The sequence below is a fragment of the Pseudomonas sp. DL genome (assembly GCF_047199225.1).
Classification (GTDB): domain Bacteria; phylum Pseudomonadota; class Gammaproteobacteria; order Pseudomonadales; family Pseudomonadaceae; genus Pseudomonas; species Pseudomonas aeruginosa.
On record NZ_CP178323.1, the window covers coordinates 6,253,146 to 6,276,703 of the forward strand.

Here is a 23,558-nt window from a genome sequence, read left to right on the forward strand (position 1 = left end):
CGCTCAGCGCACCGGCGGCAGGCCGATCACCCGACCGACACCTTCCGGCACGGGGAGCGCGCGATGTGCCTCGGCGAGCGCCTCGACCCGCGCCAGCACCTCGCCTTCGAACGGTACCGAGCGCGGGCCGTCGAGGCTGACGTGGAGCAGCATCTGCTCGCTCAGCGCCAGCGCCTGCCCGCTGCCAGGCAGGTACAGGGCATGGTGGATATGCAGGCGCTTGCGATCGTGACCGAGCAGTTGCGTACGCACCTCGACCCTGGCGCCCTCCTTCACCTCATGGAGGAAGTTCAGGTGGCATTCCAGGGTGAACAGCGAGTGTCCGCTGGCGTCGCGGTTCTGGCTGTCCAGGCCGATATGCGCCATCAGCGCATCGGTGGCGTAGCTGAACACCAGCAGGTAGAACGCATCGCGCAAGTGGCCGTTGTAGTCCACCCACTCGGGCAGGACCGGCGTCTCGTAGGTCGTCAGGGCTTGGCTCATGGCAGGCTCCGTGGTTGCGCTACGCCCGGCGGGGCGGAAGGCGCGTCATGTCACTCGGCGAAGGCGAAGCCGTGCCGGGCCTTGGTTTCCCTGATCGCCCCGAGCACCGCCAGCAGGCAGTCGTCGCGGTAGCGCTCGAGCTCGGCGATGCTGCGCGCGCCCTGCTGCTCGGCGGTGCCCTCCACCACCCGGTCGATCAGGGCCTCGGTGAGTTCCGGCGCCGGCAGGTAGGTCCAGGGCAATTGCAGCGCCGGGCCGAACTGCGCCATGAAGTGGCGCATGCCGGCGTTGCCACCGGCCAGGGTGTAGGTCAGGAAGGTGCCCATGAACGACCAGCGCAGGCCGGCGCCGAAGCGGATCGCATCGTCGATCTCGCCGGTCGTGGCCACGCCGTCGTTGACCAGGTGCAGCGCCTCGCGCCAGAGCGCCTCGAGCAAGCGGTCGGCGATGAAGCCGGGCACTTCCTTGCGTACGTGCAGCGGACGCATGCCCAGCGATTCGTAGACCCGCATCGCCGCCCGCACGGCCTCGGCAGCGGTGCGTTCGCCGCCGACCACCTCCACCAGCGGCAGCAGGTAGACCGGGTTGAACGGGTGGCCGACCAGGCAGCGCTCGGGGTGGCTCGCCTCGGCGTAGAACTCGCTGGGCAGCAGGCCCGAGGTGGAGGAACCGATCAGCACGTCGGGCCGCGCCGCGGCGCTGATCCTGGCGTGCAGGTCGAGCTTCAGGTCGAGCCGCTCGGGGGCGCTCTCCTGGATGAAATCGGCGTCGCCCACGCATTCCTCGATGCTCGCGACGAAGCGCAGGCGCTCCTGCGCCGCGCCGGGCGCCAGGCCCTGTTTCCGCAAGGCCGGCCAGGCATTGGCGACGCGCGCGCGCAACGCCGCTTCGGCGCCCGGCGCCGGATCCCAGGCGACGACGTCGAGGCCGTGGGCCAGGGCGCGGGCGATCCAGCCGCTGCCGATGACGCCGCTACCGAGGGCGGCGAAGGTCTTGATCTCGGTGACGAAGGACATGGACATCTCCAGAAGTTGTTCCCGCCCCCGACGGGGCGGGGAGGAAGAAATCAGCGCGGCTTCAGGTTCATCCTGCGGCGCCCTTCCGCCGGGCTCAGGGCGCGCCCGCCGAGGCGCTCGATGATCTCGATGGCGCGCTCCACCAGGCTGCCGTTGCTCGCCGGCACGCCCTTGTCCAGCCAGATGTTGTCCTCCAGGCCGACCCGCACGTTGCCGCCCAGCAACATGGCCTGGGCGACCATCGGCATCTGCGTGCGGCCGATGCCGAAGCCGGCCCAGGTCGCCCCCGGCGGCAGGTTGTCGGCCATCGCCTTCATGGTCGTGGTATCGGCCGGCGCGCCCCAGGGAATGCCCAGGCAGATCTGGAACAGCGGATCCTCCAGCAGCCCTTCCTTGAGCATCTGCTTGGCGAACCAGAGGTGGCCGGTATCGAAGATTTCCAGCTCGGCCTTGACCCCCAGCTCGGTGATGCGCCGGGCGCCGGCGCGCAGTTGCGCAGGGGTGGAGACGTAGATGTAGTCGCCGTCGCCGAAATTGAGGGTGCCGCAGTCCAGGGTGCAGATTTCCGGCAGCAGCTCCTCGACATGCCTGAGCCGCTCCAGCGGGCCGACCAGGTCGGTGCCGGCACCGAACTCCAGGGGCTGCTCGCCCTTGCCGATCTCCAGGTCGCCGCCCATGCCGGCGGTGAGGTTGATGATCACGTCGGTGTCGCTTTCGCGGATACGCTCGACCACTTCGCGGTACAGCGCCACGTCGCGACTGGGCTTGCCGGTGGCGGGGTCGCGGACGTGGCAGTGGGCGACGGTGGCGCCGGCCCTGGCCGCCTCGATGGCGGCCTCGGCAATCTGTTTCGGAGTGACCGGGATCGCCGGATGCCGGCCGACGGTATCGCCGGCGCCGGTCACCGCGCAGGTGACGATGACTTCATGGTTCACGGTGGTAGCTTCCTGTATTCGGGGTGTACGAAGCCCCGCCCGGCCGCGCCGGGCGGAACGGATAGGTGCGGGTTACTTCAGCGAGGCCTGGAGCGCGGCCAGGCCGTCCTTGCCGTCGAAGGTGCTCACGCCATCCAGCCAGGCCTTCAGCGGCTCGGGGTTGGCCTTCAGCCACTGGCGCGCGGCGTCGAGGGGCTGGGTGCGATCGAGGATCGGCGCCATCACCTGGCTGACCTGGGCGCTGCTGAAGCGCAGGTTGTGCAGCAGCCGGGCGACGTTGCCGCACTGCGCCTGGTAGCCGGCGGCGGTCATGGTGGAGACGGTGGCCGCGCCTTCGTCGGGACCGAACACATCCTCGCTGCCGGTGAGGTAGGTCATGTCGATCTGCAGGTTCATCGGATGCGGCTTCCAGCCGAAGAACACCACCCACTGCTTGCGCTTGATCGCCCGCTTCACCGCCGTGAGCATCCCGGCCTCGCTGGACTCCACCAGCTGGAAGCCCTTCAGGCCGAAACGGTTGTCGTCGATCATCTTCCGGGTGATGCGGTTCGAGCCGCTGCCCGGCTCGATGGCGTAGATGCGGCCGCCAAGCTTGTCCTTGAAGCGGGCGATGTCGGCGAAGGTCTTCAGCCCGCCCTCGGCGACGTAGCTCGGCACCGCATAGGTGGACTGCGCGTCGGCCAGGGTCGGCGGCTCGATCACTTCGATCCGGCCTTTGTCCAGGTAAGGCCTGGCGACCGGCTGCATGGTCGGTTGCCAGTAGCCGAGGAACAGGTCCAGCTGCTTGTCGGCCAGGCCGGCCAGGACGATCTGTTGCGAGGCGCTGGTCTGCTTCACCTGGTAGCCCAGGCCGTCGAGCAAGGCTTCGGCCACGGCGCTGCTGGCGACCACGTCGGTCCAGTTCACCGTGCCCAGGCGCACCGTGCGGCACTGCTCGGGTTCGGCGGCCAGGGCGGCGCCACTGGCCAGGATCAGCAGGGCGCAGCCCAGCTGGCGAATCGTCGTCTTCATCGGTCTCCCCTCGTGCGGCTATTGATTGTTTTTCTGCGAGGTGGGCGCCGGCCCCTTGCGAGACCGACCCTGGCGACCAAGGTACGCAGCCGGGACGGCGGCGAAGCGCACTGCGGCGACCAGCTCTTGCACTGCAGCGACCTGGCCATTGCCAAGCGCGGCGGGCCTGCGCTACACACAGGCTGCGCAACCTCAACCCCGGAGCGCCCCATGTCCCAGGACTTCTGGTTTCTCCTGCTGCCCGGCTTCTCGGTAATGGGCTTCGTTTCCGCCGTGGAGCCACTGCGAGTGGCCAACCGCTTCCACGCCGACCTCTACCGCTGGCACGTGCTCAGCGCCGACGGCGGTCCGGTGCTGGCCAGCAATGGCATGTCGGTGAACAGCGACGGCGCGCTGGAGCCGTTGAAGAAAGGCGACCTGCTGTTCGTGGTGGCCGGTTTCGAGCCGCTGCGGGCGGTCACCCCGGCACTGGTGCAGTGGCTGCGCAAGCTCGACCGCAACGGCGTGACCCTCGGTGGCATCGATACCGGCAGCGTGGTGCTGGCCGAGGCCGGTCTGCTCGACGGGCGCCGCGCGACCCTGCACTGGGAAGCCATCGACGCCTTCCAGGAGTCCTACCCGCAACTGAGCGTGACCCAGGAGCTGTTCGAGATCGACGGGCCGCGCATCACCTCGGCCGGCGGCACCGCCTCCATCGACCTGATGCTCGACCTGATCGCCCAGGCCCACGGTCCGCAACTGGCGGTGCAGGTTTCCGAGCAGTTCGTGCTCGGCCGCATCCGCCCGCGCCAGGACCACCAGCGCCTGCAGGTGGCGACCCGCTATGGCGTGAGCAACCGCAAGCTGGTGCAGGTGATCGGCGAGATGGAGCGGCATACCGAGCCGCCACTGACCACCCTGGAGCTGGCCGAGCGCATCCAGGTCACCCGCCGCCAGCTGGAACGGCTGTTCCGCGTGCACCTGGACGACACGCCCTCGAACTTCTACCTCGGCCTGCGCCTGGACAAGGCCCGCCAGTTGCTGCGCCAGACCGACCTCAGCGTGCTACAGGTGAGCCTGGCCTGCGGCTTCGAGTCGCCTTCGTACTTCTCCCGCAGCTACCGCGCGCGCTTCGCCGCCAGTCCCAGCCAGGACCGCGCGGTGCTGCCGCTCAAGGCTCCCGCAGCCACGCCGCCAGGCGCGCCAGCAGGGCGTCGCACGCCTCGAGCTGAGCGAGGCTGACGAACTCGTCCGGCTTGTGGCCCTGGTCCATGCTGCCGGGACCGCAGATCACCGCCGGGATACCGGCCTGGTGGAACAGCCCACCCTCGGTGCCGAAGGCCACGGTGGAGAAATCCGTCGAACCGCTGAGCAGGCCGATCAGCTCCGCCGCCTGGCTGTCGTCTGCGGTGAGCAGGCCGGGATAGGCCGATAGCGGCGTGAAGCGGATATCGGTACTTCGCTCCACCGCGCGCATCCGCGGCAGCAGTTCGCTTTCGGCATAGTCGCGGAGTTCCTCGGCGACCTGCCGCGGGTCGTCCGCCGGCAGCGCGCGGACCTCGAAGTCGAAGCGGCACTCGGCGGGCACGATGTTCAGCGCCCGGCCGCCCTGGATCAGTCCGGTCTGCACCGTCGAGTAGGGCGGGTCGAAACGCCGGTCGTGGCGCTCCGGCGCCGCCAGGCGCGCGCCGATCTCGCCGAGGCGACCGATCAGCCGCGCGGCGTATTCGATGGCATTCACCCCCTGCGGCGCGTAGGCCGAATGGCAGGCCGCGCCGTGCACCTCGCAGCGCATGGCCAGCTTGCCCTTGTGGCCGAGCACCGGCTTCAGCTCGGTGGGCTCGCCGATGATGCACAGCAACGGCTTGTGCGGACGCCGCTCCAGCGCCGCGAGCAGCGAACGGACGCCCAGGCAGCCGACTTCCTCGTCGTAGGAGAACGCCAGGTGCACCGGCAGGCGCAACGGCGCGGCGAGGAACGCCGGGACGGCCGCCAGCACGCAGGCCAGGTAGCCCTTCATGTCCGCCGTGCCACGCCCGTAGAGGCGGCCATCGCGCTCGCTGAGCCGGAACGGCGGCACGCTCCAGGCCTGGCCGTCCGCCGGCACCACGTCGGTATGCCCGGAAAGGCAGACGCCGCCACGGTCGCTGGGGCCGATGGTGGCATAGAGATTGGCCTTGCGGCCGTCGGCGTCGAAGAACAGTTCGCTGTCGACGCCGAAACCCGCCAGGTAGTCGCGGACGTAGTCGATCAGCGCCAGGTTGGACTCGCGGCTGACGGTGTCGAAGGCCACCAGGTCGGCGAGGATGTCGCGGCTGCCGGGCATGTCGGGCTCCAGGGCGCAGGTCTCGCGCTGCGCCGTCGAGGAAGGGAACGACCCGCTCACTCGTCGCCGGGCACGCCGTAGCTCGGCGCACGGGTCGGGTCGAGGGCGCGGGTCACATAGTCCTGCATCTGCGGCTTGTAGGCGAGCCACAGTCGCTCGAGCTGGCCGATGGGGTCGTGCTCGGCCCAGTCGACGCGCAGGTCGACCACCGGCCAGAGCAGGTCGCCGACCACCGACAGCGCCGCCGAATGCACCGGCCCGGCTTCGCCACCAGCGGCCAGCGCGGCACGCATCGCCGCCAGCAGGCGCTCGGCGAGCAGGCCTTCGGCGTTCTCGAAGGCATCCACCATCGCCTCGATCACTTCCGGCGCGGCCAGCAGGTTGCCGGCCGCCACGCATTGTTCGCCGGCCCGCGCATGGTGGACGCCGAGCGCCTCGCGGCCGGTGAACAACGCGGTGCGGCCGTGCTGGTCGATCACCGTGACCTGGCGATACTGGCCATAGCCGTTGCTGCTCAGCGCCTGGTCCAGCGCTTCGCCAGGGGCCAGGCCCTGGTCGAGGCGGTCGAGGATCTGCGGGCCGAGCGCCGGCAGGGTGATGTTCTGCGTAGCCACCGCGCCGGTGCCGGCGCGCAGCCAGGGACAACGGGCGCCGACGGCGATGCTCGACGAGCTGATGGCGATGCCCAGCTGGCCGGTTTCGGCGCAGCGGCCGACGATGGAAAAGGTCATGGCGCGCGCCTCCTCATTGCTGCCAGTCGTCGGGAATCACCGCGATCACGTCGATCTCCATCAGCCACTGCGGCTGGCCGAGGGCCGAGACCACCAGTCCGGTGGAGATCGGGAACACCCCTTTGAGCCACTTGCCGACTTCGCGATAGACCGGCTCGCGGTAGCGCGGATCGATCAGGTAGGTGGTGGTCTTGACGATGTGCGAGAGGTCGCTGCCGGCTTCCTCCAGCAGTTGCTTGACGTTCTTCATCGCCTGCTCGGCCTGGGCGCGCGGGTCGCCGAGGCCGACCAGGTTGCCGTCGAAGTCGGTGCCGACCTGGCCGCGCACGTACACCGTGTTGCCGGCGCGCACGGCCTGGCAGAGATCGTTGTCCAGGGACTGGTTGGGGTAGGTGTCCTTGGTGTTGAACATGCGAATGCGGGTATGGGTAGGCATCAGCTGACTTCCTGGAGGCTGGTTTGCGGAGCTTGCGAGGCGCGGTCCTGTTCCTGGCGCTGGGCGGCGTCGCGGTATGCGAGGTACTTGCGCTGGATGGCGATGTGGTCGGCGACATGGCGCGCGTCGTGCCAGACGCCCCAGATGAACGAGGAGCCGCGCCGCGACAGCCAGGGCAGGCCGATGAAATACACGCCGGGTTCGCTGGACACGCCACGCTGGTGGCGCGGCTTGCCGTCGCGGTCGAAGGCATCGACCTGCAGCCAGCCGAAGTCGACGGCATAGCCGGTGGCCCAGATGATGCTGCCCACCCCGGCCTCGGCCAGGTCCAGTTCGAGGATCGGATCGGTCACGCACTGCGGGTCCGGCAGCCGGCGGCGCGCCTCGGGCTCTTCCGGCAGGTCAAGGCCGTTGCGGGCGATATAGGCGTCGGCGGCGTCGAGCAACGCCAGGTAGTTCTCGTCGCCGCGCGCCAGGTTCTCCGCCAGGTCCGGCCGGAAGGTCGCGACGCCGTCGACGAAGGATTCGGTCAGTCCGACCAGGGTCACGCCCTGATGCGCCAGGGCGCGGAAGTCCACGGTATGTCCGCCGCGGGCACCGCTCACGGCGATGGTCACATGCTCGCGCCCGGGCTTGGCGACTTCCGCATCCCATTCGCCGAGCACGCCCAGCCACCAGCAGAAGTCGCGGTTGCGGTAGGAACGCGGCGGACGGTCATGAGCGCCCACCGAGAGGTAGACCTGGCGCCCGGCACGTTGCAGCTCGTCGGCGATCTGTACCCCCGACGAACCGGCGCCGACCACCAGTACCGCACCTTCGGGCAGCTGCTGCGGGTTGTAGTAGTGGGCCGAGTGGATCTGCCGGATACGCTCGTCGCGCGGCGCGATCGGCGGGATCACCGGACGCTGGAACGGGCCAGTGGCGGCGACCACGCGGTTGGCCTCGATGGTCCCTGCGGAGGTGTCCACGGTGAAGCCGGGGCGGCCGACATTGCGCACCACCTTCCTCACCTCGACGCCGGTACGGATCGGCGCGTCGAATTTCTTCGCGTAGGCCTCGAAATAGGCCGCCACCTGGTCCTTGCCGGGGAAACCGTCGGGATCGATGTCGAATTCCATTCCCGGGAAGCGGTCGTGCCAGGCCGGGCCGTTGGCCACCAGCGAATCCCAGCGTCCGCTGCGCCAGGCCTCGGCGATGCGGTTGCGCTCCAGGACCAGGTGCGGCACGCCGAGCCGGCTCAGGTGCTCGCTCATCGCCACGCCGGCCTGGCCGGCGCCGACGACGAGGGTGTCGGTCTTTTCCACGGTCCCGTCCGTGCGCGAGGGCAAGGCGGTGCGATTCAGGTCGGTCATGGCTCGGTTCCTCGGACTCTGGTCGTTCTTGTTCTGCGGTTGCGTGATGGCCGCATTCTGTTCAGAGCCGGGGAATAGCGAAATTATGATTTTTGTAGTCGCTGGCTAGGGAAAAGCTGCACGCCCGCGCGGTCGGCGGGCGGCAGAGGCGTCGCTCAGGACCTGCCGACGATCTGGCGAGCTGGAGAAACCGGGCGAAAACGGACGGGGAAGCGGAGTCCCCGAACGGCAACCGAGCTTTCCGAAGCCGTTTCCAACGCGGTTTTGCCGACGTACAGAGTTCGCGAAGGTTTTCAGAGGATCGGCGAGACCAGCCGCGCCACGCGCATCCCCAGTTGCTGCAGGCGGCGCACGCTGCGGCGGTCTTCCGGAGTGAATTCGAGCGACTCGGCGAAGTCCGCCTCGAGCATCGCCTCCACCTCGCCGGCGAAGCCCTCGTCGACGGTCACCACCATCACCTCGAAATTCAGCCGGAACGAACGGTTGTCCAGGTTGGCGCTGCCGACGGCGGCGGTGTCGCGGTCCACCAGCACCACCTTCTGGTGGAGGAAGCCGGGCTGGTAGCGGAACACCTTGACCCCGGCACGGATCGCCTCCAGCGCGTAGAGGCTGGACGCGGCATACACCGTGCGGTGGTCCGGGCGCGAGGGTATCAGCAGGCGCACGTCGACGCCGCGCAGCACCGCCAGGCGCAGGGCGGCCATCACCGCTTCGTCGGGAACGAAATACGGCGAGGTGATCCAGACCCGCTCGTGGGCGGCGTTGATCATCTCGACGAAGAACAGCGAGCAGGTTTCCTGGGCATCCGCCGGACCGCTGGCGACTACCTGGCAGAGCGCGCCCTCGCTGTCGTACTGCGGCGGCAGGATCAGCGGCGGCAGGCTGTGGGTCGCCCAGTACCAGTCCTCGGCGAAGCTTTCCTGCAGGCACGCCACCGCCGGCCCGCGCAGTTCCATGTGGGTGTCGCGCCAGGGCGCCAGCGGCGGCTTCTCGCCGAGGTACTCGACGCCGACGTTGTGCCCGCCGACGAAACCGCACTCGCCATCCACCACCACGACCTTGCGGTGGTTGCGGAAATTCACCTGGAAGCGGTTGAGCATGCCGCTGCCGGTGCTGAAGCCATGCATCTGCACGCCGCCCTGGCGCAGCCGCTCGACATAGCGGTGCGGCAGCGCGTGGCTGCCGATGGCGTCATAGAGGAAGAACACCTCGACGCCGTTGGCCGCACGTTCCAGCAGCAGTTGCTGGAGGCGCTGGCCGAGGGCGTCGTCGCGGACGATGAAGAACTGCACCAGGATCACCTGGCGGGCGGCGGAAATCGCCTTGAACATCGCCTCGAAGCTGGCCTCGCCGTTGACCAGCAGGCGCACCCGGTTGTTCGCCAGGGTCGGCGTGCGGGTCATCCGCACCAGCGCCTTGAGCCCTTTGTAGCCGCTGACCTGGCGGGCCGCCAGGGCCTCCTCGACCCAGGGACGCCAGTCCAGCTCGGCGGCCGCCAGGTGCATCTCGCGGTTGGCCTGGCGCCGCGCCTCGATGTAGGCGTCGAAACGGCTGCGACCGAACACCAGGTACGGCAGCAGGGTCAGGTACGGCATGAATACCAACGAGGTGGCCCAGGCGATCGCGCCCTGGGCGGTGCGCACGGTGAGCACGGCATGGATGGCCGCGACGAAGCCGAGTACCTGGATACCGACCAGCAGCAGGCCGAGGTAGGTGGTGGAGGTCATTGCGCGAGGTCGATCCTTGTCCACTCCGGTGGCGGCCATCATAGCCCTCTCCGGGGTAGGTCTGGCCAGCCTGGCAAACAGCCAGGGGGCGAGGCGGGATTGGCAGGATCCGTGGGATCGACGTCATTCGGCCGCGCTCGCCCTGCCCTACACTGTTCCCATCGAAAACCACCGCAGACCGAGGAGCCCGCCATGAGCGACGTCCGTCCCCCGCTTCCCCCCTTCACCGCCGAAACCGCCGCGCAGAAGGTCCGCGCCGCCGAGGACGGCTGGAACAGCCGCGACCCGCAGCGCGTCTCGCTGGCCTACAGTCCCGACAGCGTCTGGCGCAATCGCTCGACCTTCGTCCGCGGCCGCGAGCGGATCGTCGAATTTCTCAGCGGCAAGTGGCAGCGCGAGCAGGAGTACCGGCTGATCAAGGAACTCTGGGCGTTTACCGGCAACCGCATCGCCGTGCGCTTCGCCTATGAATGGCACGACGACTCGGGCAACTGGTTCCGCTCCTACGGCAACGAGAACTGGGCGTTCGACGAGCAGGGATTGATGTACGAACGTCACGCCAGCATCAACGACCTGCCGATCCGCGAGGACCAGCGGCTGTTCCGCTGGCCGCTGGGGCGCCGGCCGGACGACCATCCGTCGCTCGGCGAACTCGGCCTCTGAACCCGCGCCGGCAGGGGCGCGCGCACTCCCCGTTGCCGGCCCCGGGCGGCCAGCGCCTGTTCCATCCGCGACATTGCCCCCCGTCGTTGCGGTCGCACGCTTGACGCTTTCGGCACGACCCTGGTCGTTTTCGGGCCGGGTCGCGTCGGGCCCCGACGATATGCTGCCCCCAAAGCGTCGGCACAAGTCCCGGCGCGCCCAGCCTGAAAGGGGTATGCCAGATGAGCCCAGCCGAATTGCACGCCGACAGCATCGTCATCGACGGTCTGATCATCGCCAAGTGGAACCGCGAACTGTTCGAGGACATGCGCAAGGGCGGCCTGACCGCCGCCAATTGCACCGTATCGGTATGGGAAGGCTTCCAGGCGACGGTGAACAATATCGTCGCCAGCAACAAGCTGATCCGCGACAACAGCGACCTGGTGATCCCGGTGCGCAGCACCGCGGACATCCGCAAGGCCAAGGAGCAGGGCAAGACCGGCATCCTCTACGGTTTCCAGAATGCCCACGCATTCGAGGACCAGATCGGCTACGTCGAGGTGTTCAAGCAGCTCGGCGTGGGCATCGTGCAGATGTGCTACAACACCCAGAACCTGGTCGGCACCGGCTGCTACGAGCGTGACGGCGGGCTCTCCGGCTTCGGTCGGGAGATCGTCGCGGAGATGAACCGGGTCGGCATCATGTGCGACCTCTCCCACGTCGGCAGCAAGACTTCCGAAGAGGTCATCCTCGAATCGAAGAAGCCGGTCTGCTACTCCCACTGCCTGCCGTCCGGCCTCAAGGAACACCCGCGCAACAAGTCCGACGAGGAGCTGAAGTTCATCGCCGATCATGGCGGCTTCGTCGGTGTGACCATGTTCGCGCCGTTCCTCAAGAAAGGCATCGACTCGACCATCGACGACTACGCCGAGGCCATCGAGTACGTGATGAACATCGTCGGCGAGGACGCCATCGGCATCGGCACCGATTTCACCCAGGGCCACGGCCACGACTTCTTCGAGTGGCTGACCCACGACAAGGGCTACGCCCGGCGCCTGACCAACTTCGGCAAGATCGTCAACCCGCTGGGCATCCGCACCGTCGGCGAATTCCCCAACCTCACCGAGACCCTGCTCGAGCGCGGCATGCCCGAGCGCGTGGTGCGCAAGGTGATGGGCGAGAACTGGGTAAGGGTCCTGCGCGACGTCTGGGGCGAGTAACTCCCGGCCCACTCCCGACTCGTCGCCTCTTCCTCAAGGGAGCGGCATTGCATCGCACCCATCTTCCCTCTCCCCGCCTCTCTCCCTGAAGGGAGAGAGGGAGTCAAAAGAATCGGAGCTTACACCATGGCCAAACATGCCCCCCAACTGCCCATCGAGGTCGACAGCGAGACCGGCGTCTGGACCACTGACGCCCTGCCGATGCTCTACGTACCGCGACATTTCTTCGTCAACAACCACATGGGCATCGAGGAAGTGCTGGGCGCCGACGCCTACGCCGAGATCCTCTACAAGGCCGGCTACAAGTCCGCCTGGCACTGGTGCGAGAAGGAAGCCGAATGTCACGGCCTGGAGGGCGTGGCGGTGTTCGAGCACTACATGAAGCGCCTGTCCCAGCGCGGCTGGGGCCTGTTCGAGATCGAGCGGATCAACCTCGAGGAAGGCACCGCCGAGGTCCGCCTGCGGCACTCCGCCTTCGTCTACGTCTACGGCAAGGTCAATCGCAAGGTCGATTACATGTTCACCGGCTGGTTCGCCGGCGCCATGGACCAGATCCTCGCCGCCCGTGGCAGCAGCCTGCGCACCGTGGCCGAACAGGTCTACAGCGGCGCCGAGGACGGTCACGAAGACGGCCTGTTCGTCGTCAAACCCCTGTAAGCCGAGGAAAGGGTCATGGCCTTCGAAGCAATGTTCCAGCCGATCCAGATCGGCAAGCTGACCATCCGCAACCGCGTGCTCTCCACCGCCCACGCCGAGGTCTACGCCACCGACGGCGGGATGACCACCGAGCGCTACGTGAAGTACTACGAGGAAAAGGCCAAGGGCGGCATCGGCCTGGCCATCTGTGGCGGCTCCTCGGTGGTCGCCATCGACAGCCCGCAGCAGTGGTGGAGTTCGGTGAACCTGTCCACCGACCGGATCATCCCGCACTTCCAGAACCTGGCGGACGCCATGCACAAGCACGGCGCCAAAATCATGATCCAGATTACCCACATGGGGCGCCGTTCGCGCTGGGACGGCTACCACTGGCCGACCCTGATGTCGCCGTCGGGTATCCGCGAGCCGGTGCACCGCGCCACCTGCAAGACCATCGAGGTGGAGGAGATCTGGCGGGTCATCGGCAACTACGCGCAGGCCGCCCGCCGCGCCAAGGAAGGCGGCCTGGACGGTGTCGAGCTGTCCGCCGTGCACCAGCACATGATCGACCAGTTCTGGAGCCCACGGGTCAACAAGCGCACCGACGAGTGGGGTGGCAGCTTCGAGGGGCGCATGAAGTTCGGCCTCGAGGTGCTCAAGGCGGTGCGCGCCGAGGTCGGCGAGGACTTCTGCGTCGGCATGCGCATCTGCGGTGACGAGTTCCACCCGGACGGCCTGTCCCACGAGGACATGAAGCAGATCGCCAAGTACTACAGCGATACCGGCATGCTCGACTTCATCGGCGTGGTCGGCTCCGGCTGCGACACCCACAACACCCTGGCCAACGTCATCCCCAACATGACCTTCCCGCCGGAGCCGTTCCTGCACCTGGCGGCCGGCATCAAGGAAGTGGTCGACGTGCCGGTGCTGCACGCGCAGAACATCAAGGACCCGAACCAGGCCACGCGCATCCTCGAAGGCGGCTACGTGGACATGGTCGGCATGACTCGCGCGCACATCGCCGACCCGCACCTGATCGCCAAGATCAAGATGGGCCAGGTCGACCAGATCAAGCAGTGCGTCGGCGCCAACTACTGCATCGACCGCCAGTACCAGGGCCTGGACGTGCTGTGCATCCAGAACGCCGCGACCTCCCGCGAATACATGGGCGTGCCGCACATCATCGAGAAGTCCGCCGGACCGAAGCGCAAGGTGGTGGTGGTCGGCGGCGGGCCGGCCGGGATGGAAGCGGCCCGCGTGGCGGCCGAGCGCGGCCACGACGTGACCCTGTTCGAGAAGAAGGAGCAGCTCGGCGGCCAGATCACCACCGCCGCCAAGGCGCCGCAACGCGACCAGATCGCCGGCATCACCCGTTGGTACCAGCTGGAGCTGGCGCGCCTGGGCATCGACCTGCGCCTGGGCACCGCGGCCGACCCCGAGACCATCCTCGACCTGCGCCCGGACGTGGTGGTGCTGGCCAACGGCGGACATCCGTTCCTCGAGCAGAACGAACACTGGGGCGCCGCCGAAGGCCTGGTGGTGAGCAGCTGGGACGTGCTCGACGGCACGGTCGAGCCAGGCAAGAACGTGCTGGTCTACGACACCATCTGCGAGTTCAGCGGCATGTCGGTGGCGGACTTCCTCGCCGACAAGGGCGCCCAGGTGGAGATCGTCACCGACGACATCAAGCCGGGCGTGGCCATCGGCGGCACCACCTTCCCCACCTACTACCGCAGCATGTATCCCAAGGAAGTGATCATGACCGGCGACCTCATGCTGGAGAAGGTCTACCGCGAGGGCGACAAGCTGGTGGCGGTGCTGGAGAACGAATACACCGGCGCGCGGGAAGAGCGGGTGGTCGACCAGGTGGTGGTGGAAAACGGCGTGCGCCCCGACGAGAGCCTCTACTACGCGCTCAAGCAGGGCTCGCGGAACAAGGGCCAGATCGACGTCGAGGCGCTGTTCGCGATCCAGCCGCAGCCCTGCCTCAGCCAGTCCGGAGAAGGCTACCTGCTGTTCCGCATCGGCGACTGCGTGGCCCAGCGCAACACCCATGCGGCGATCTATGACGCGCTGCGCTTGTGCAAGGATTTCTAAGACACGCCTCGTGGCATCCGACCGGCACGGCCGGCCCCCCTCTCCCGCAAGCGGGAGAGGAGGCCGATCCAGCGCCGCCTGACGTCCCGCAGGGAGACCAGAAATGCTCGACACCCTCCTCCCCGTCCTGCTCTTCGCCGCCCTGGCACTTGCCGTGCTCGGCGCCGCGAAGCGCTTCCTCATGTGGCGCCGCGGCCGACCCGCCAAGGTCGACTGGATCGGCGGCCTCATGCAGATGCCGCGTCGCTACCTGGTGGACCTGCACCATGTGGTAGAGCGCGACAGGTACATGTCCAGGACCCACGTCGCCACCGCCGGCGGCTTCGTCCTGGCGGCGCTGCTGGCGATCCTGGTACACGGTTTCGGGCTGCACGGCCGGATCCTCGGCTTCGCCCTGCTGGCGGCCACGGCGCTGATGTTCGTCGGCGCGCTGTTCGTCGCCCGCCGCCGCCTCGACCCACCGTCGCGGCTGTCGAAGGGCCCCTGGATGCGCCTGCCGAAGAGCCTGCTGGCGTTCGCCGCGAGCTTCTTCCTCGCCACCCTGCCGGTGGCCGGGATCCTGCCGGAAGGCTTCGGCGGCTGGTTCCTCGCCGGCCTCCTCGCCATTGGCGTGGCCTGGGGCGTGTCCGAGCTGTTCCTCGGCATGACCTGGGGCGGGCCGATGAAGCACGCCTTCGCCGGTGCCCTGCACCTGGCCTGGCACCGCCGCGCCGAACGCTTCGGCGGCGGCCGCTCCACCGGCCTCAAGGCGCTCGACCTGGCCGATCCGCAGGCGCCGCTGGGCGTGGAAAAGCCCAGCGACTTCACCTGGAACCAGTTGCTCGGGTTCGACGCCTGCGTGCAGTGCGGCAAGTGCGAGGCGATGTGCCCGGCGTTCGCCGCCGGCCAGCCGCTGAACCCGAAGAAGCTGATCCAGGACATGGTCATCGGCCTGGCCGGAGGCAACGACGCGAAGTTCGCCGGCAGCCCCTATCCAGGCAAACCGCTGGGCGAGCACGGCGGCGGCCCGCACCAGCCGATCGTCGCGCTGGATGGCAAGGCCCTGGTCGACGCCGACACCCTGTGGTCCTGCACCACCTGCCGGGCCTGCGTCGAGGAGTGCCCGATGATGATCGAGCACGTCGACGCCATCGTCGACATGCGCCGCCACCTGACCCTGGAGAAAGGCGCCACGCCGAACAAGGGCGCCGAGGTGCTGGACAACCTGATCGCCACCGACAACCCCGGAGGCTTCGCCCCCGGCGGCCGGTTGAACTGGGCGGCCGACCTGAACCTGCCGCTGATGAGCGAGAAGAAGAGCGCCGACGTGCTGTTCTGGGTCGGCGATGGCGCCTTCGACATGCGCAACCAGCGCACCCTGCGCGCCTTCGTGAAGATCCTCAAGGCAGCCGCGGTGGACTTCGCCGTGCTCGGCCTGGAGGAGCGCGACAGCGGCGACGTGGCGCGCCGGCTGGGCGACGAGGCGACCTTCCAGAACCTGGCCAGGCGCAATATCGCGACCCTGGCGAAATACCGCTTCACCCGCATCGTCAGCTGCGACCCGCACAGCTTCCATGTGCTGAAGAACGAATACGGCGCCCTCGGCGGCGACTACCAGGTACTGCACCACAGCACCTTCATCGACGAACTGCTGCGCGCCGGCACGCTGCAACCGGGCCGCAGCAAGGCCGGCAGCGTCACCTACCACGACCCCTGCTACCTGGGCCGCTACAACGGCGAGTACGAGGCGCCGCGCAACGTGCTGCGCGCACTCGGCATCGAGGTCAAGGAAATGCAACGCTCCGGCTTCCGCTCGCGCTGTTGCGGCGGCGGTGGCGGCGCGCCGATCACCGACATCCCCGGCAAGCAACGGATTCCCGACATGCGCATGGCCGACATCCGCGAGACCGGCGCCGAGCTGGTGGCCGTCGGCTGCCCGCAGTGCACCGCGATGCTCGAAGGCGTAGTGGCGCCGCGGCCGGAGATCAAGGACATCGCCGAGCTGGTAGCGGAAGCGCTGATAGAACAGGCGGAAGCGCCGGCAAAAAAGCCGTTGCGGCGTGAAGCCGTGGCGGAGGTGCATTGATGAGAGTGTCGAGCTTCACATCGAACCCGCTGCTAACCGGGGCAGCACGGATAGCGGCCTCTCCCTCCAGGGAGGGGGCCGCAGGATCGGGTAGCCGCAGCCACAGGAAGCATTCCGCATGAACGATATCGTCCGTCGCGATCCACGCGCCGAATGGATCGCCCGCAACCGCCTGCATCCGCTGCATGCGGCCATGCAGTCCGCCCAAGGCGGCGAGGTGCGCTGGATGGGCCCCCACGGCGTGATCCGCAAGAACCCGCACGCCGTCGGCTTCGTCGGCCCCAACGGCATCCGCCGCATCGATCGCTCCGGCGGCCAGCAGGGCAGCGGCGCGCGCCGCGCCAGCGTAGCGCAGGAAGCGCAGTTGCCGCTGCATGTGGTCGAGCAACCGGCATTCCTCGTCGCGGTGGTCCCGGACATGGTCGGCGGCCGTCTCTCCAGCCACGACAAGGACCTCCTCGGACTGGCCCGCAAGCTCGCCGGCAACGACGGCGCGGTGCTCGCCGTGGTGTTCGGCGAACACAAGGAAAGCGCCTTCGACAGCGCCGGCGTCGACCGCCTGCTGCACCTCGCCGGCGGCGAGTACGACGGCTACGCGCCCGAGCAGCGAATACTCGCCCTGCGCAACCTGGAGAACCAGCTCGCCCCGCGCCACTGGCTGTTCCCGGACAGTCGCAACGGCGGCGGCGAACTGGGCCGGCGCCTGGCCGCCGCGCTCGGCGAGCGGCCGGCCGGTCGCGTCTGGCAGGTCGAGGACGGCCGCTGCATCGGCCGCGCCGGCGCCGGCCGCGAGGACATCCAGCGCGCCCTGCCGCGCCTGCTGCTGGCCGCGGCGGAATGCGCCGAGCCGGTCAGCGAGACCCGCCATGAGGTTCGCGAACTGCACATGGCCGAGCAGGTGGCGCGCAACCTGCCACGCATCGAGGACCTCGGCCCGGTGGCCGTGGACCCGGCGCGGATTCCCATGGCCGAGGCCGAATTCATTCTCTCCGGCGGCAACGGCGTGCAGGACTGGACGCTGTTCCACCAGGCCGCCGCCGTCCTCGGCGCCACCGAGGGCGCCTCGCGGGTGGCGGTGGACGACGGGCACATGCCGCGCAACCGCCAGGTCGGCGCCACCGGTACCTGGGTCACCGCGCGGGTCTACCTGGCGGTGGGCATCTCCGGGGCGATCCAGCACCTGCAGGGCATAGGCGCCTGCGACAAGGTGGTGGCGGTGAACCGCGACGCCGGCTGCGACATGATCAAGCGCGCCGATCTCTCGGTGATCGGCGACTCGACGGAAATCCTCCGCGCGCTGATCCGCCTGGCCGAGGCACACCGCAACGGCGCCGCCCGCGATGCGGCCTGAACCCGCTTCCACGTACCTTTCATCGGTATCGAACCATGACTGAGCTGAACATCGTCGCGCTGGTCTCCATCGGCGCCCATCCCGCCTCCGGACGCCCGCGCCGTGCCGAACAGGACGCCCGCGCGGTGGAACTCGGCCTGCGCCTGAGCGGCCCACGCCTACAGGTGCTGCACGCCGGCGACCCGCACGCCGAGGCGCTGCGCGGCTATCTCGGCATGGGCCTGGAACGCTTGTCCGTGCTGGAACAGCCGGCCGGCGCCGACGCCCTGCCCGCACTGGCCGAGCACCTGCGCGACTCCCGCGCGCAACTGGTGCTCACCGGCAGCCAGGCGGAAACCGGGGAAGGCTCCGGGATGCTGCCCTTCCTCCTCGCCGAGCGCCTGGGCTGGCCACTGGTGGTCGGCCTGGCCGAGGTCGAGAAGGTCGAAGACGGCAGCGCTCAGGTCCTCCAGGCTCTGCCTCGCGGCCAGCGACGCCGACTGCGGGTACGCCTGCCGTTCGTCGCCAGCGTCGACAATGCCGCGCCGGTGGCCCGGCAGAGCGCCTTCGGCCCGGCTAGGCGTGGCGAGATCGAGGCCGATGAGGTGGAGGTGGTCGACGACCCGCTGCTCGCCGAAGACAGCCTGCAACCGGCCCGGCCGCGACCGAAGCGGCTCAAGGTAATCAAGGCGAAGACCGGCGCCGAGCGAATGAAAGCCGCCACCGCCAAGGCCTCCGGCGGTACCGGGCAGGTACTCAAGGATCTTTCGGCGGAAGCCGGCGCCGAAGCCATCTTCAAGCTCCTGCGCGAGGAAGGCGTGATCCGCTGAAGCGGGTCAGAACGCACTGTGCGCCAGATCACAAGTTATGACGTGGTGACGATAAATTATTGTATTACGATAATTTATTCCCTAGTTTCGCCATCCAGACGCGAAACACACAGGGGAACCCGGCATGGCGCTGTCCACGCATCTCAGCAACCACAAGCTCTATCTGCTCGGCATGCTCTGCGCCATCCTGGCCTGGGGCATGGCCTGCATCGAACTCGGAGCGAACACCCACCTCTGGTTCTCCGGCCTCAGCGAGCAGGGCTACCTGCAGGCCTGGAGCGATGAAATGCCGCGCCTGGCCAGCGACGGCTTCGTCCTGTCCTGGAGCAGCCGGGCGCTGCTGATGCTGCTGGACTACCTGCCGACCCTGCTTTCCGCGTTCGGCCTGGCGCTCACCGGCCTGTTCTTCCGCCGCCTGGCCAAGGGCGAACGCTGGTCGCAGCGCAACGCCAGGACCCTGGTGCACATCGGCCTGCTGTCCTTCCTGGCACTCTTGCTCCAGCCATTTATCAATACGCTGCAAGGTCTTGTACTATCTCTCGACCTGCCCGACGGCGAGCGTGTCCTGAGCGTTTCGATAGGACTCACTTCCGAAGCGGCCTACGAGTTTCTCAAGGCGATCTTTCTCTGCTCGTTCGGCCTGATGATGAGCGAAGCCAGGAAACTGGACGAAGAAGTAAGAGCCTTCATATGACGACCTCATGATCATCATCCGACTAGACGTCATCCTGGCGAAGAACAAGGTCCGCTCCAAGGAGCTGGCGGAAGCCATCGGTATCACCGAACAGAACCTGTCCCTGCTGAAGAACGGCAAGGTCAAGGGCATCCGCCTCGACACCCTGGAGAAGATCTGCGCCTTCCTGGACTGCCAGCCGGGCGACATCCTGGAATACGTCGCGGACGACTGATCCCCGCTCCACCCTTTCCCAACCAGAAACCATGAACAGACACCTGAACCTCTCGGGCGTTGCGCTCGCGCTCGCCCTGATCTCGGGCTGCGGCCCCTCCGTCCGCTACCAGTACGTGATGCCGCCGAGCGAAGCGGGACGCACCTGCGTCGCCCAGTGCCGCACGCAACAGAGCCAGTGCGAAAGCCTCGCGCGCCTGGAATGGCAGAACGAAAACCGCCTGCGCGAAGCGGAACGGCGCAGCTACCACTATTGCAGCCAGGGCAAGAGCAAGAAGCAGGCGCGCAAGGAATGCCTGGCGCCAGGCTATTCCTCCTCGTTCGGCTACAACGGCTTCGGCGGCTCCGGCAACTTCAACTGCAGTTCCGACTACGACCGCTGCTTCACCGACATCTGCGGCGGCACCATCCGCCGCATCGTCGAGCAACCTCAATGATCGGAGTATCCCCATGAGCCGACGCCTCTTCCCTCTCCTGCCGTTCCTGTTCCTGGTCGGCTGCGCCCAGGGCTATCCCTCCTTCTCCGGCATCCTTCCGGACGTCCGCGTCAGCGGCGACGAACGCAGCTACGCCGAGCGTGCCGAAGACTGCCTGAAACGGCGCAACTGCCCGCCGGCCACCGATCGCGATCCCTTCGTCGCCGACCCCGGGCACTACTCGCTGGGCGGCAGCTTTCACTGGTGAAGCCGGGTGCCAAAGCCTGGCAACCGACCACGGACCTGGCTTCGGCAGGCGCTTTTCTTTATCCTGCGCGCCCTTTGAACGACTGGGACGAGATCATGCTGGAGAACACCCTGGAACGCCTGGAAACCCTGGTAGCCGAGCTGCTGCAACAGAACCAGGCCCTGCGCGACAGCCACGACCAGCTTCAGCAGCAGCTGCGCCAGGCCACCGAGGAAAACGAAACCCTGCAACTCTCCATGCTCGAGCAGGAAGAAAAGCAGAGCGGCACCCAGGCCCGCCTGGAAGCCCTGGTCGAGCGCCTCAGCGCGCAGCAACCGGTTAGCGCATGAGCCGCGACGGCGTCCAGGTCCTGTCGATCCTCGGTCGGGACTATTCGATCCGCGTGCCGGCCGGCGAGGAGAGGGCCCTAGCGGACGCCGCCGCGTTGCTGCAAGCGGAAGTGGACGCCAACAAGCGCAAGTTTCCCTACGTCACCAGCAACGAGCTGGTGGTGCTCTCCGCGCTCAATCTCTGCGCCCGCCAGCTCGGCGCGAACGACGGCGAGTCGCCGCGCCTGCGGGCGGTGGAGCAGCGCCTGGAGGCGCTGGTCGAGCGGATCGCCGGGGCATCCGGCTAGTCGCGCGCCTGCGGACTCGCCCAATACAGCTGCCGATGCCCGCGCGCCTGGTAGTCCTTGACCAGCGCGCAGGCCTCGTCGCGCGTCAGGTCGCGGCGCATGACGAAGGCATTGCCGTTGTCGTCCTGGCGCCACAGGCACCAGCGCGTTTCCTCCGCCGGCTTCGCCGCCACCGCGTCAGGCCTTCAGGGTCGAAGTCTTGCGCAAGCGCAGCGCGAGCATGACCAGCAACACGCCGAAGAACACCGCGTAGGCGCCGATCACCCAGACCACCGCCAGCGCCCCGGCGCCGGGGTTGGCGATCATCAGCACGCCGAACAGCACCGAGATGGCACCAGAGAGGATCATCCACCATTCGTTCTGGATCGACTTGCGCAGGCGGATCGCCGCGACGATCTGGAAGATGCCCATCGCCAGCGCCCAGCCGGCGATGATCAGGAGCAGGCCGATGGCGGTCAGTTGCGGCCAGAAGAACGCAACCAGGCCGGCCGCCACGCCGATCACCCCGACCAGCGCCAGCGGCCAGTTGAACTGCCCATCGCTGCGCATGTTGAACGCGGCGATCAGGGCGAACGCTCCGTCCACCAGCGCGTAGGCGCCCCAGAACAGCACCAGCACGGTCAGCGCCAGGGCCGGCGAGAGCAGGGTCAGGACGCCGAACACCAGCGCCGCCACGCCGCGCAGGGCCACCAGTTTCCAGTGCTTGCCCAGTTCGGCCCACAGGGGATTGTTTTCCACGCTTGCCTCCAGAGGCCGCCCTTGAGCGGCCCGTTCAGGTTGAGTCCTCCCACCTTAGTCCTTTTGCCGGGAGGCTGTCAGGGGGCGGAGGCGGGAGGCAAGGCGTGCGCGCGGGCTCAGGGCCGGGACTTCTCCGGCGGCCGCTGGCGGCGCCAGCAGGCGAACAGGTTCCAGGCCAGCAGCAGGCTGACGAAAGCGGAACTGACGTAGAACAGCAGGTTGTCCATGACCTTTCCTCCGCAGCGGCGCCCCGCCAGGGGGCGCCTCGTCCGGCTCAGCTGCCGGCCACCTTGCGCACGTGGGCGGACTCCTCGCCGAGGTTGTTCAGCATGCGCTCGCTGTACCAGTCGAGGAAATTGATCACACCGAACTCGTAGGTCTTCGAGTATGGACCAGGCTGGTAGGCGTCGGAGTTGATCCCGCGCTGGTTCTCCTCGGCCAGCCGACGATCCTGGTCGTTGGTCGCGTCCCATACCTCGCGCAGGCGCGCCACGTCGTAGTCGACGCCTTCCACCGCGTCCTTGTGCACCAGCCATTTGGTGGTGACCAGGGTTTCCTGGGCGCTGATCGGCCACACGGTGAAGACGATCAGGTGGTCGCCCATGCAGTGGTTCCAGGAGTGCGGCAGGTGCAGGATGCGCATCGAGCCGAGGTCGGGGTTCTTGATCCGGCCCATGAGCTTCTTGCTGCCTTGCTTGCCGTCCATGGTCATCGACACCGTGCCGTCCAGCAGCGGCATGCGCACGATGCGATTGCGCAGGCCGAAGCTGGCATGGGCGTACGGGATCTTCTCGGCGTCCCAGGCGCTGGTGCAGGCCGCCACCTGGTCCTTGAACGCCTGGCTGGCGCGCGGGTCGGTGACGTCGTCCCACTCCAGCAGGGTCTTCAGCAGTTCCGGGTGGGAGCCGTTGCAGTGGTAGCACTCGCGGTTGTTCTCGATCACCAGCTTCCAGTTGGCGGCTTCGCGGATGGTGGTCTGCACCGCCACCTTGGCGTTCTCCATGTCGTACGGCTCCATGTAGTGCTCGAGCGTCGCCAGGAAGTCGTCGATGGCCGGCGGGTTCTCCGCCAGGCTGATGAAGATGTAGCCGCCGGCGGTCTTCACCTGGATCGGCTTCAGGCCGTACTCCTTCATGTCGAAGTCGGCGCCCATCTCGGTGCCGGCGAACAGCAGGCGGCCATCCAGCTCGTAGGTCCACTGGTGGTAGGGGCAGACCAGCTTGGCCACCTTGCCTTTCTCGCTCACGCACAGGCGCGAGCCGCGGTGCCGGCAGACATTGTGGAAGGCATGCACCTGGCCTTCGGCGCCACGGATCACCAGGACCGGGTTCTTACCGATCTGCAGGGTGAGGAAATTGCCCTTGGCGGGAATCTCGCAGGTCATGCCGGCGATCAGCCATTCCTTGTGGAAGATCTCCTGCATGTCGATCTCGAACAGGCGCTGGTCGCAGTAGAAGGGCTGCGGCAGCGAGAAGCTGTGGTCGCGGCTGCGCAGCATGTCGGCGGTGGCCTTGCGGGCCGGTTCCAGGGGATCGCCGAGACTCAGGGTGGAAGTGACGTCCATCGGTAACTCCTCATGCCGCCCCCGCGCGGGTGGCGGCGGAAAAAGTGGCTGATACGGTTGCTACGCAAGGTGGCGTTCACAGCCTTCCTCATCCCGGCGCGGCGTCCGGAATCCCGCCCTGCCGATGGACGGGCCCCGCCGTGGCGGGAATGAAGGTCAGTCGCTCTACACGTCCGGGCTCTACCCTCCCGGGGTTCATGCAAACCCTCGTCTCGGCTGGTCTGGAGTGTGGG

Annotated in this window: 26 protein-coding genes; 14 read left to right on the forward strand and 12 right to left on the reverse strand. The window is 67.9% G+C overall.

Annotation, left to right across the window (positions count from 1 at the left end):
- Window positions 1–3: 3 nt before the first annotated feature.
- From ACI766_RS29135 to ACI766_RS29150, 4 genes are all read right to left on the reverse strand, one after another.
- Window positions 4–483 (reverse strand): thioesterase family protein, encoded by a 480-nt coding sequence (locus ACI766_RS29135; protein WP_023116425.1) that lies wholly within the window; start codon window positions 481–483, stop codon window positions 4–6.
- Between the two features lie 50 nt (window positions 484–533).
- Window positions 534–1,499 (reverse strand): L-carnitine dehydrogenase, encoded by a 966-nt coding sequence (locus ACI766_RS29140; RefSeq protein ID WP_003096713.1) that lies wholly within the window; start codon window positions 1,497–1,499, stop codon window positions 534–536.
- A 50-nt stretch (window positions 1,500–1,549) separates the two neighbouring features.
- Window positions 1,550–2,434, reverse strand: a complete 885-nt coding sequence (locus ACI766_RS29145) for a 3-keto-5-aminohexanoate cleavage protein (protein WP_003096716.1) — start codon at window positions 2,432–2,434, stop codon at window positions 1,550–1,552.
- A 72-nt stretch (window positions 2,435–2,506) separates the two neighbouring features.
- Window positions 2,507–3,445, reverse strand: a complete 939-nt coding sequence (locus ACI766_RS29150; protein ID WP_003096718.1) for a choline ABC transporter substrate-binding protein — start codon at window positions 3,443–3,445, stop codon at window positions 2,507–2,509.
- A gap of 210 nt (window positions 3,446–3,655) precedes the next feature.
- Here ACI766_RS29150 and cdhR point away from each other — a divergent pair, with 210 nt between their 5' ends.
- A complete protein-coding gene (gene cdhR, locus ACI766_RS29155) occupies window positions 3,656–4,666 on the forward strand; it encodes an HTH-type transcriptional regulator CdhR (RefSeq protein ID WP_003096721.1) in 1,011 nt (336 codons plus the stop codon).
- On the opposite strand, the gene argE is transcribed toward cdhR, so the two are convergent.
- From argE to cls, 5 genes are all read right to left on the reverse strand, one after another.
- Window positions 4,596–5,750, reverse strand: coding sequence for an acetylornithine deacetylase (argE, locus tag ACI766_RS29160; RefSeq protein WP_003121330.1), 1,155 nt, complete (start codon window positions 5,748–5,750; stop codon window positions 4,596–4,598). The two genes, cdhR and argE, sit on opposite strands and share 71 nt — an antisense overlap.
- Window positions 5,751–5,806: 56 nt before the next feature.
- Entirely contained in the window at window positions 5,807–6,481 is a 675-nt protein-coding gene (locus tag ACI766_RS29165; RefSeq protein ID WP_003106037.1) for a DUF1028 domain-containing protein, read from the reverse strand.
- 13 nt (window positions 6,482–6,494) lie between these two features.
- Window positions 6,495–6,917: a RidA family protein gene (locus tag ACI766_RS29170; protein WP_003096732.1), complete on the reverse strand. Its 423-nt coding sequence runs from the start codon at window positions 6,915–6,917 to the stop codon at window positions 6,495–6,497.
- Window positions 6,917–8,269: a flavin-containing monooxygenase gene (locus tag ACI766_RS29175; protein ID WP_003122387.1), complete on the reverse strand. Its 1,353-nt coding sequence runs from the start codon at window positions 8,267–8,269 to the stop codon at window positions 6,917–6,919. The genes ACI766_RS29170 and ACI766_RS29175 overlap by 1 nt, the downstream gene beginning before the upstream one ends.
- 293 nt (window positions 8,270–8,562) lie before the next feature.
- Complete coding sequence (gene cls, locus ACI766_RS29180) at window positions 8,563–10,035, reverse strand: cardiolipin synthase (protein WP_003121332.1); 1,473 nt, start codon at window positions 10,033–10,035, stop codon at window positions 8,563–8,565.
- 153 nt (window positions 10,036–10,188) lie between these two features.
- On the opposite strand from cls, the gene ACI766_RS29185 reads away from it, so the two are divergent.
- The 13 genes from ACI766_RS29185 (at window position 10,189) to ACI766_RS29245 (ending at window position 21,023) form a co-directional block, all read left to right on the forward strand.
- On the forward strand, window positions 10,189–10,659 hold the full coding sequence (locus ACI766_RS29185) for a DUF1348 family protein (protein ID WP_003096740.1): 471 nt from the start codon (window positions 10,189–10,191) through the stop codon (window positions 10,657–10,659).
- A gap of 221 nt (window positions 10,660–10,880) precedes the next feature.
- Window positions 10,881–11,858 carry a dipeptidase gene (locus tag ACI766_RS29190; RefSeq protein WP_003106042.1) on the forward strand — a complete coding sequence of 326 codons (978 nt, stop codon included), beginning with the start codon at window positions 10,881–10,883 and terminating at the stop codon, window positions 11,856–11,858.
- A 126-nt stretch (window positions 11,859–11,984) separates the two neighbouring features.
- Window positions 11,985–12,515: a DUF5943 domain-containing protein gene (locus ACI766_RS29195; RefSeq protein WP_003107282.1), complete on the forward strand. Its 531-nt coding sequence runs from the start codon at window positions 11,985–11,987 to the stop codon at window positions 12,513–12,515.
- Window positions 12,516–12,530: 15 nt separating this feature from the next.
- Window positions 12,531–14,591: a dimethylglycine demethylation protein DgcA gene (gene dgcA, locus ACI766_RS29200; RefSeq protein WP_003107280.1), complete on the forward strand. Its 2,061-nt coding sequence runs from the start codon at window positions 12,531–12,533 to the stop codon at window positions 14,589–14,591.
- A 103-nt stretch (window positions 14,592–14,694) separates the two neighbouring features.
- Window positions 14,695–16,656 (forward strand): dimethylglycine demethylation protein DgcB, encoded by a 1,962-nt coding sequence (gene dgcB, locus ACI766_RS29205; protein ID WP_003107277.1) that lies wholly within the window; start codon window positions 14,695–14,697, stop codon window positions 16,654–16,656.
- 118 nt (window positions 16,657–16,774) lie between these two features.
- Window positions 16,775–18,007, forward strand: coding sequence for an electron transfer flavoprotein subunit alpha/FixB family protein (locus ACI766_RS29210; RefSeq protein WP_023082141.1), 1,233 nt, complete (start codon window positions 16,775–16,777; stop codon window positions 18,005–18,007).
- A 35-nt stretch (window positions 18,008–18,042) separates the two neighbouring features.
- Window positions 18,043–18,816 (forward strand): electron transfer flavoprotein subunit beta, encoded by a 774-nt coding sequence (locus ACI766_RS29215; protein WP_087823950.1) that lies wholly within the window; start codon window positions 18,043–18,045, stop codon window positions 18,814–18,816.
- 124 nt (window positions 18,817–18,940) lie between these two features.
- A complete protein-coding gene (locus tag ACI766_RS29220) occupies window positions 18,941–19,510 on the forward strand; it encodes a hypothetical protein (RefSeq protein ID WP_003096751.1) in 570 nt (189 codons plus the stop codon).
- 7 nt (window positions 19,511–19,517) lie between these two features.
- Window positions 19,518–19,724, forward strand: a complete 207-nt coding sequence (locus ACI766_RS29225; protein WP_003096753.1) for a helix-turn-helix domain-containing protein — start codon at window positions 19,518–19,520, stop codon at window positions 19,722–19,724.
- 31 nt (window positions 19,725–19,755) lie between these two features.
- Entirely contained in the window at window positions 19,756–20,160 is a 405-nt protein-coding gene (locus ACI766_RS29230) for a hypothetical protein (protein ID WP_003114450.1), read from the forward strand.
- Window positions 20,161–20,173: 13 nt separating this feature from the next.
- Window positions 20,174–20,407, forward strand: a complete 234-nt coding sequence (locus ACI766_RS29235) for a hypothetical protein (protein ID WP_003105712.1) — start codon at window positions 20,174–20,176, stop codon at window positions 20,405–20,407.
- A gap of 95 nt (window positions 20,408–20,502) precedes the next feature.
- Window positions 20,503–20,736: a hypothetical protein gene (locus tag ACI766_RS29240; RefSeq protein ID WP_003105710.1), complete on the forward strand. Its 234-nt coding sequence runs from the start codon at window positions 20,503–20,505 to the stop codon at window positions 20,734–20,736.
- A complete protein-coding gene (locus ACI766_RS29245; protein WP_003105708.1) occupies window positions 20,733–21,023 on the forward strand; it encodes a cell division protein ZapA in 291 nt (96 codons plus the stop codon). The genes ACI766_RS29240 and ACI766_RS29245 overlap by 4 nt, the downstream gene beginning before the upstream one ends.
- On the opposite strand, the gene ACI766_RS29250 is transcribed toward ACI766_RS29245, so the two are convergent.
- The 3 genes from ACI766_RS29250 to gbcA all read right to left on the reverse strand — a co-directional run bounded on the left by ACI766_RS29250 (window position 21,020) and on the right by gbcA (window position 23,325).
- On the reverse strand, window positions 21,020–21,196 hold the full coding sequence (locus ACI766_RS29250; RefSeq protein ID WP_003096763.1) for a hypothetical protein: 177 nt from the start codon (window positions 21,194–21,196) through the stop codon (window positions 21,020–21,022). The genes ACI766_RS29245 and ACI766_RS29250 overlap by 4 nt on opposite strands.
- Window positions 21,197–21,200: 4 nt before the next feature.
- Window positions 21,201–21,761: an HdeD family acid-resistance protein gene (locus tag ACI766_RS29255; RefSeq protein WP_003096765.1), complete on the reverse strand. Its 561-nt coding sequence runs from the start codon at window positions 21,759–21,761 to the stop codon at window positions 21,201–21,203.
- A gap of 274 nt (window positions 21,762–22,035) precedes the next feature.
- On the reverse strand, window positions 22,036–23,325 hold the full coding sequence (gene gbcA, locus ACI766_RS29260; RefSeq protein WP_003096766.1) for a glycine-betaine demethylase subunit GbcA: 1,290 nt from the start codon (window positions 23,323–23,325) through the stop codon (window positions 22,036–22,038).
- Window positions 23,326–23,558 lie beyond the last annotated feature (233 nt).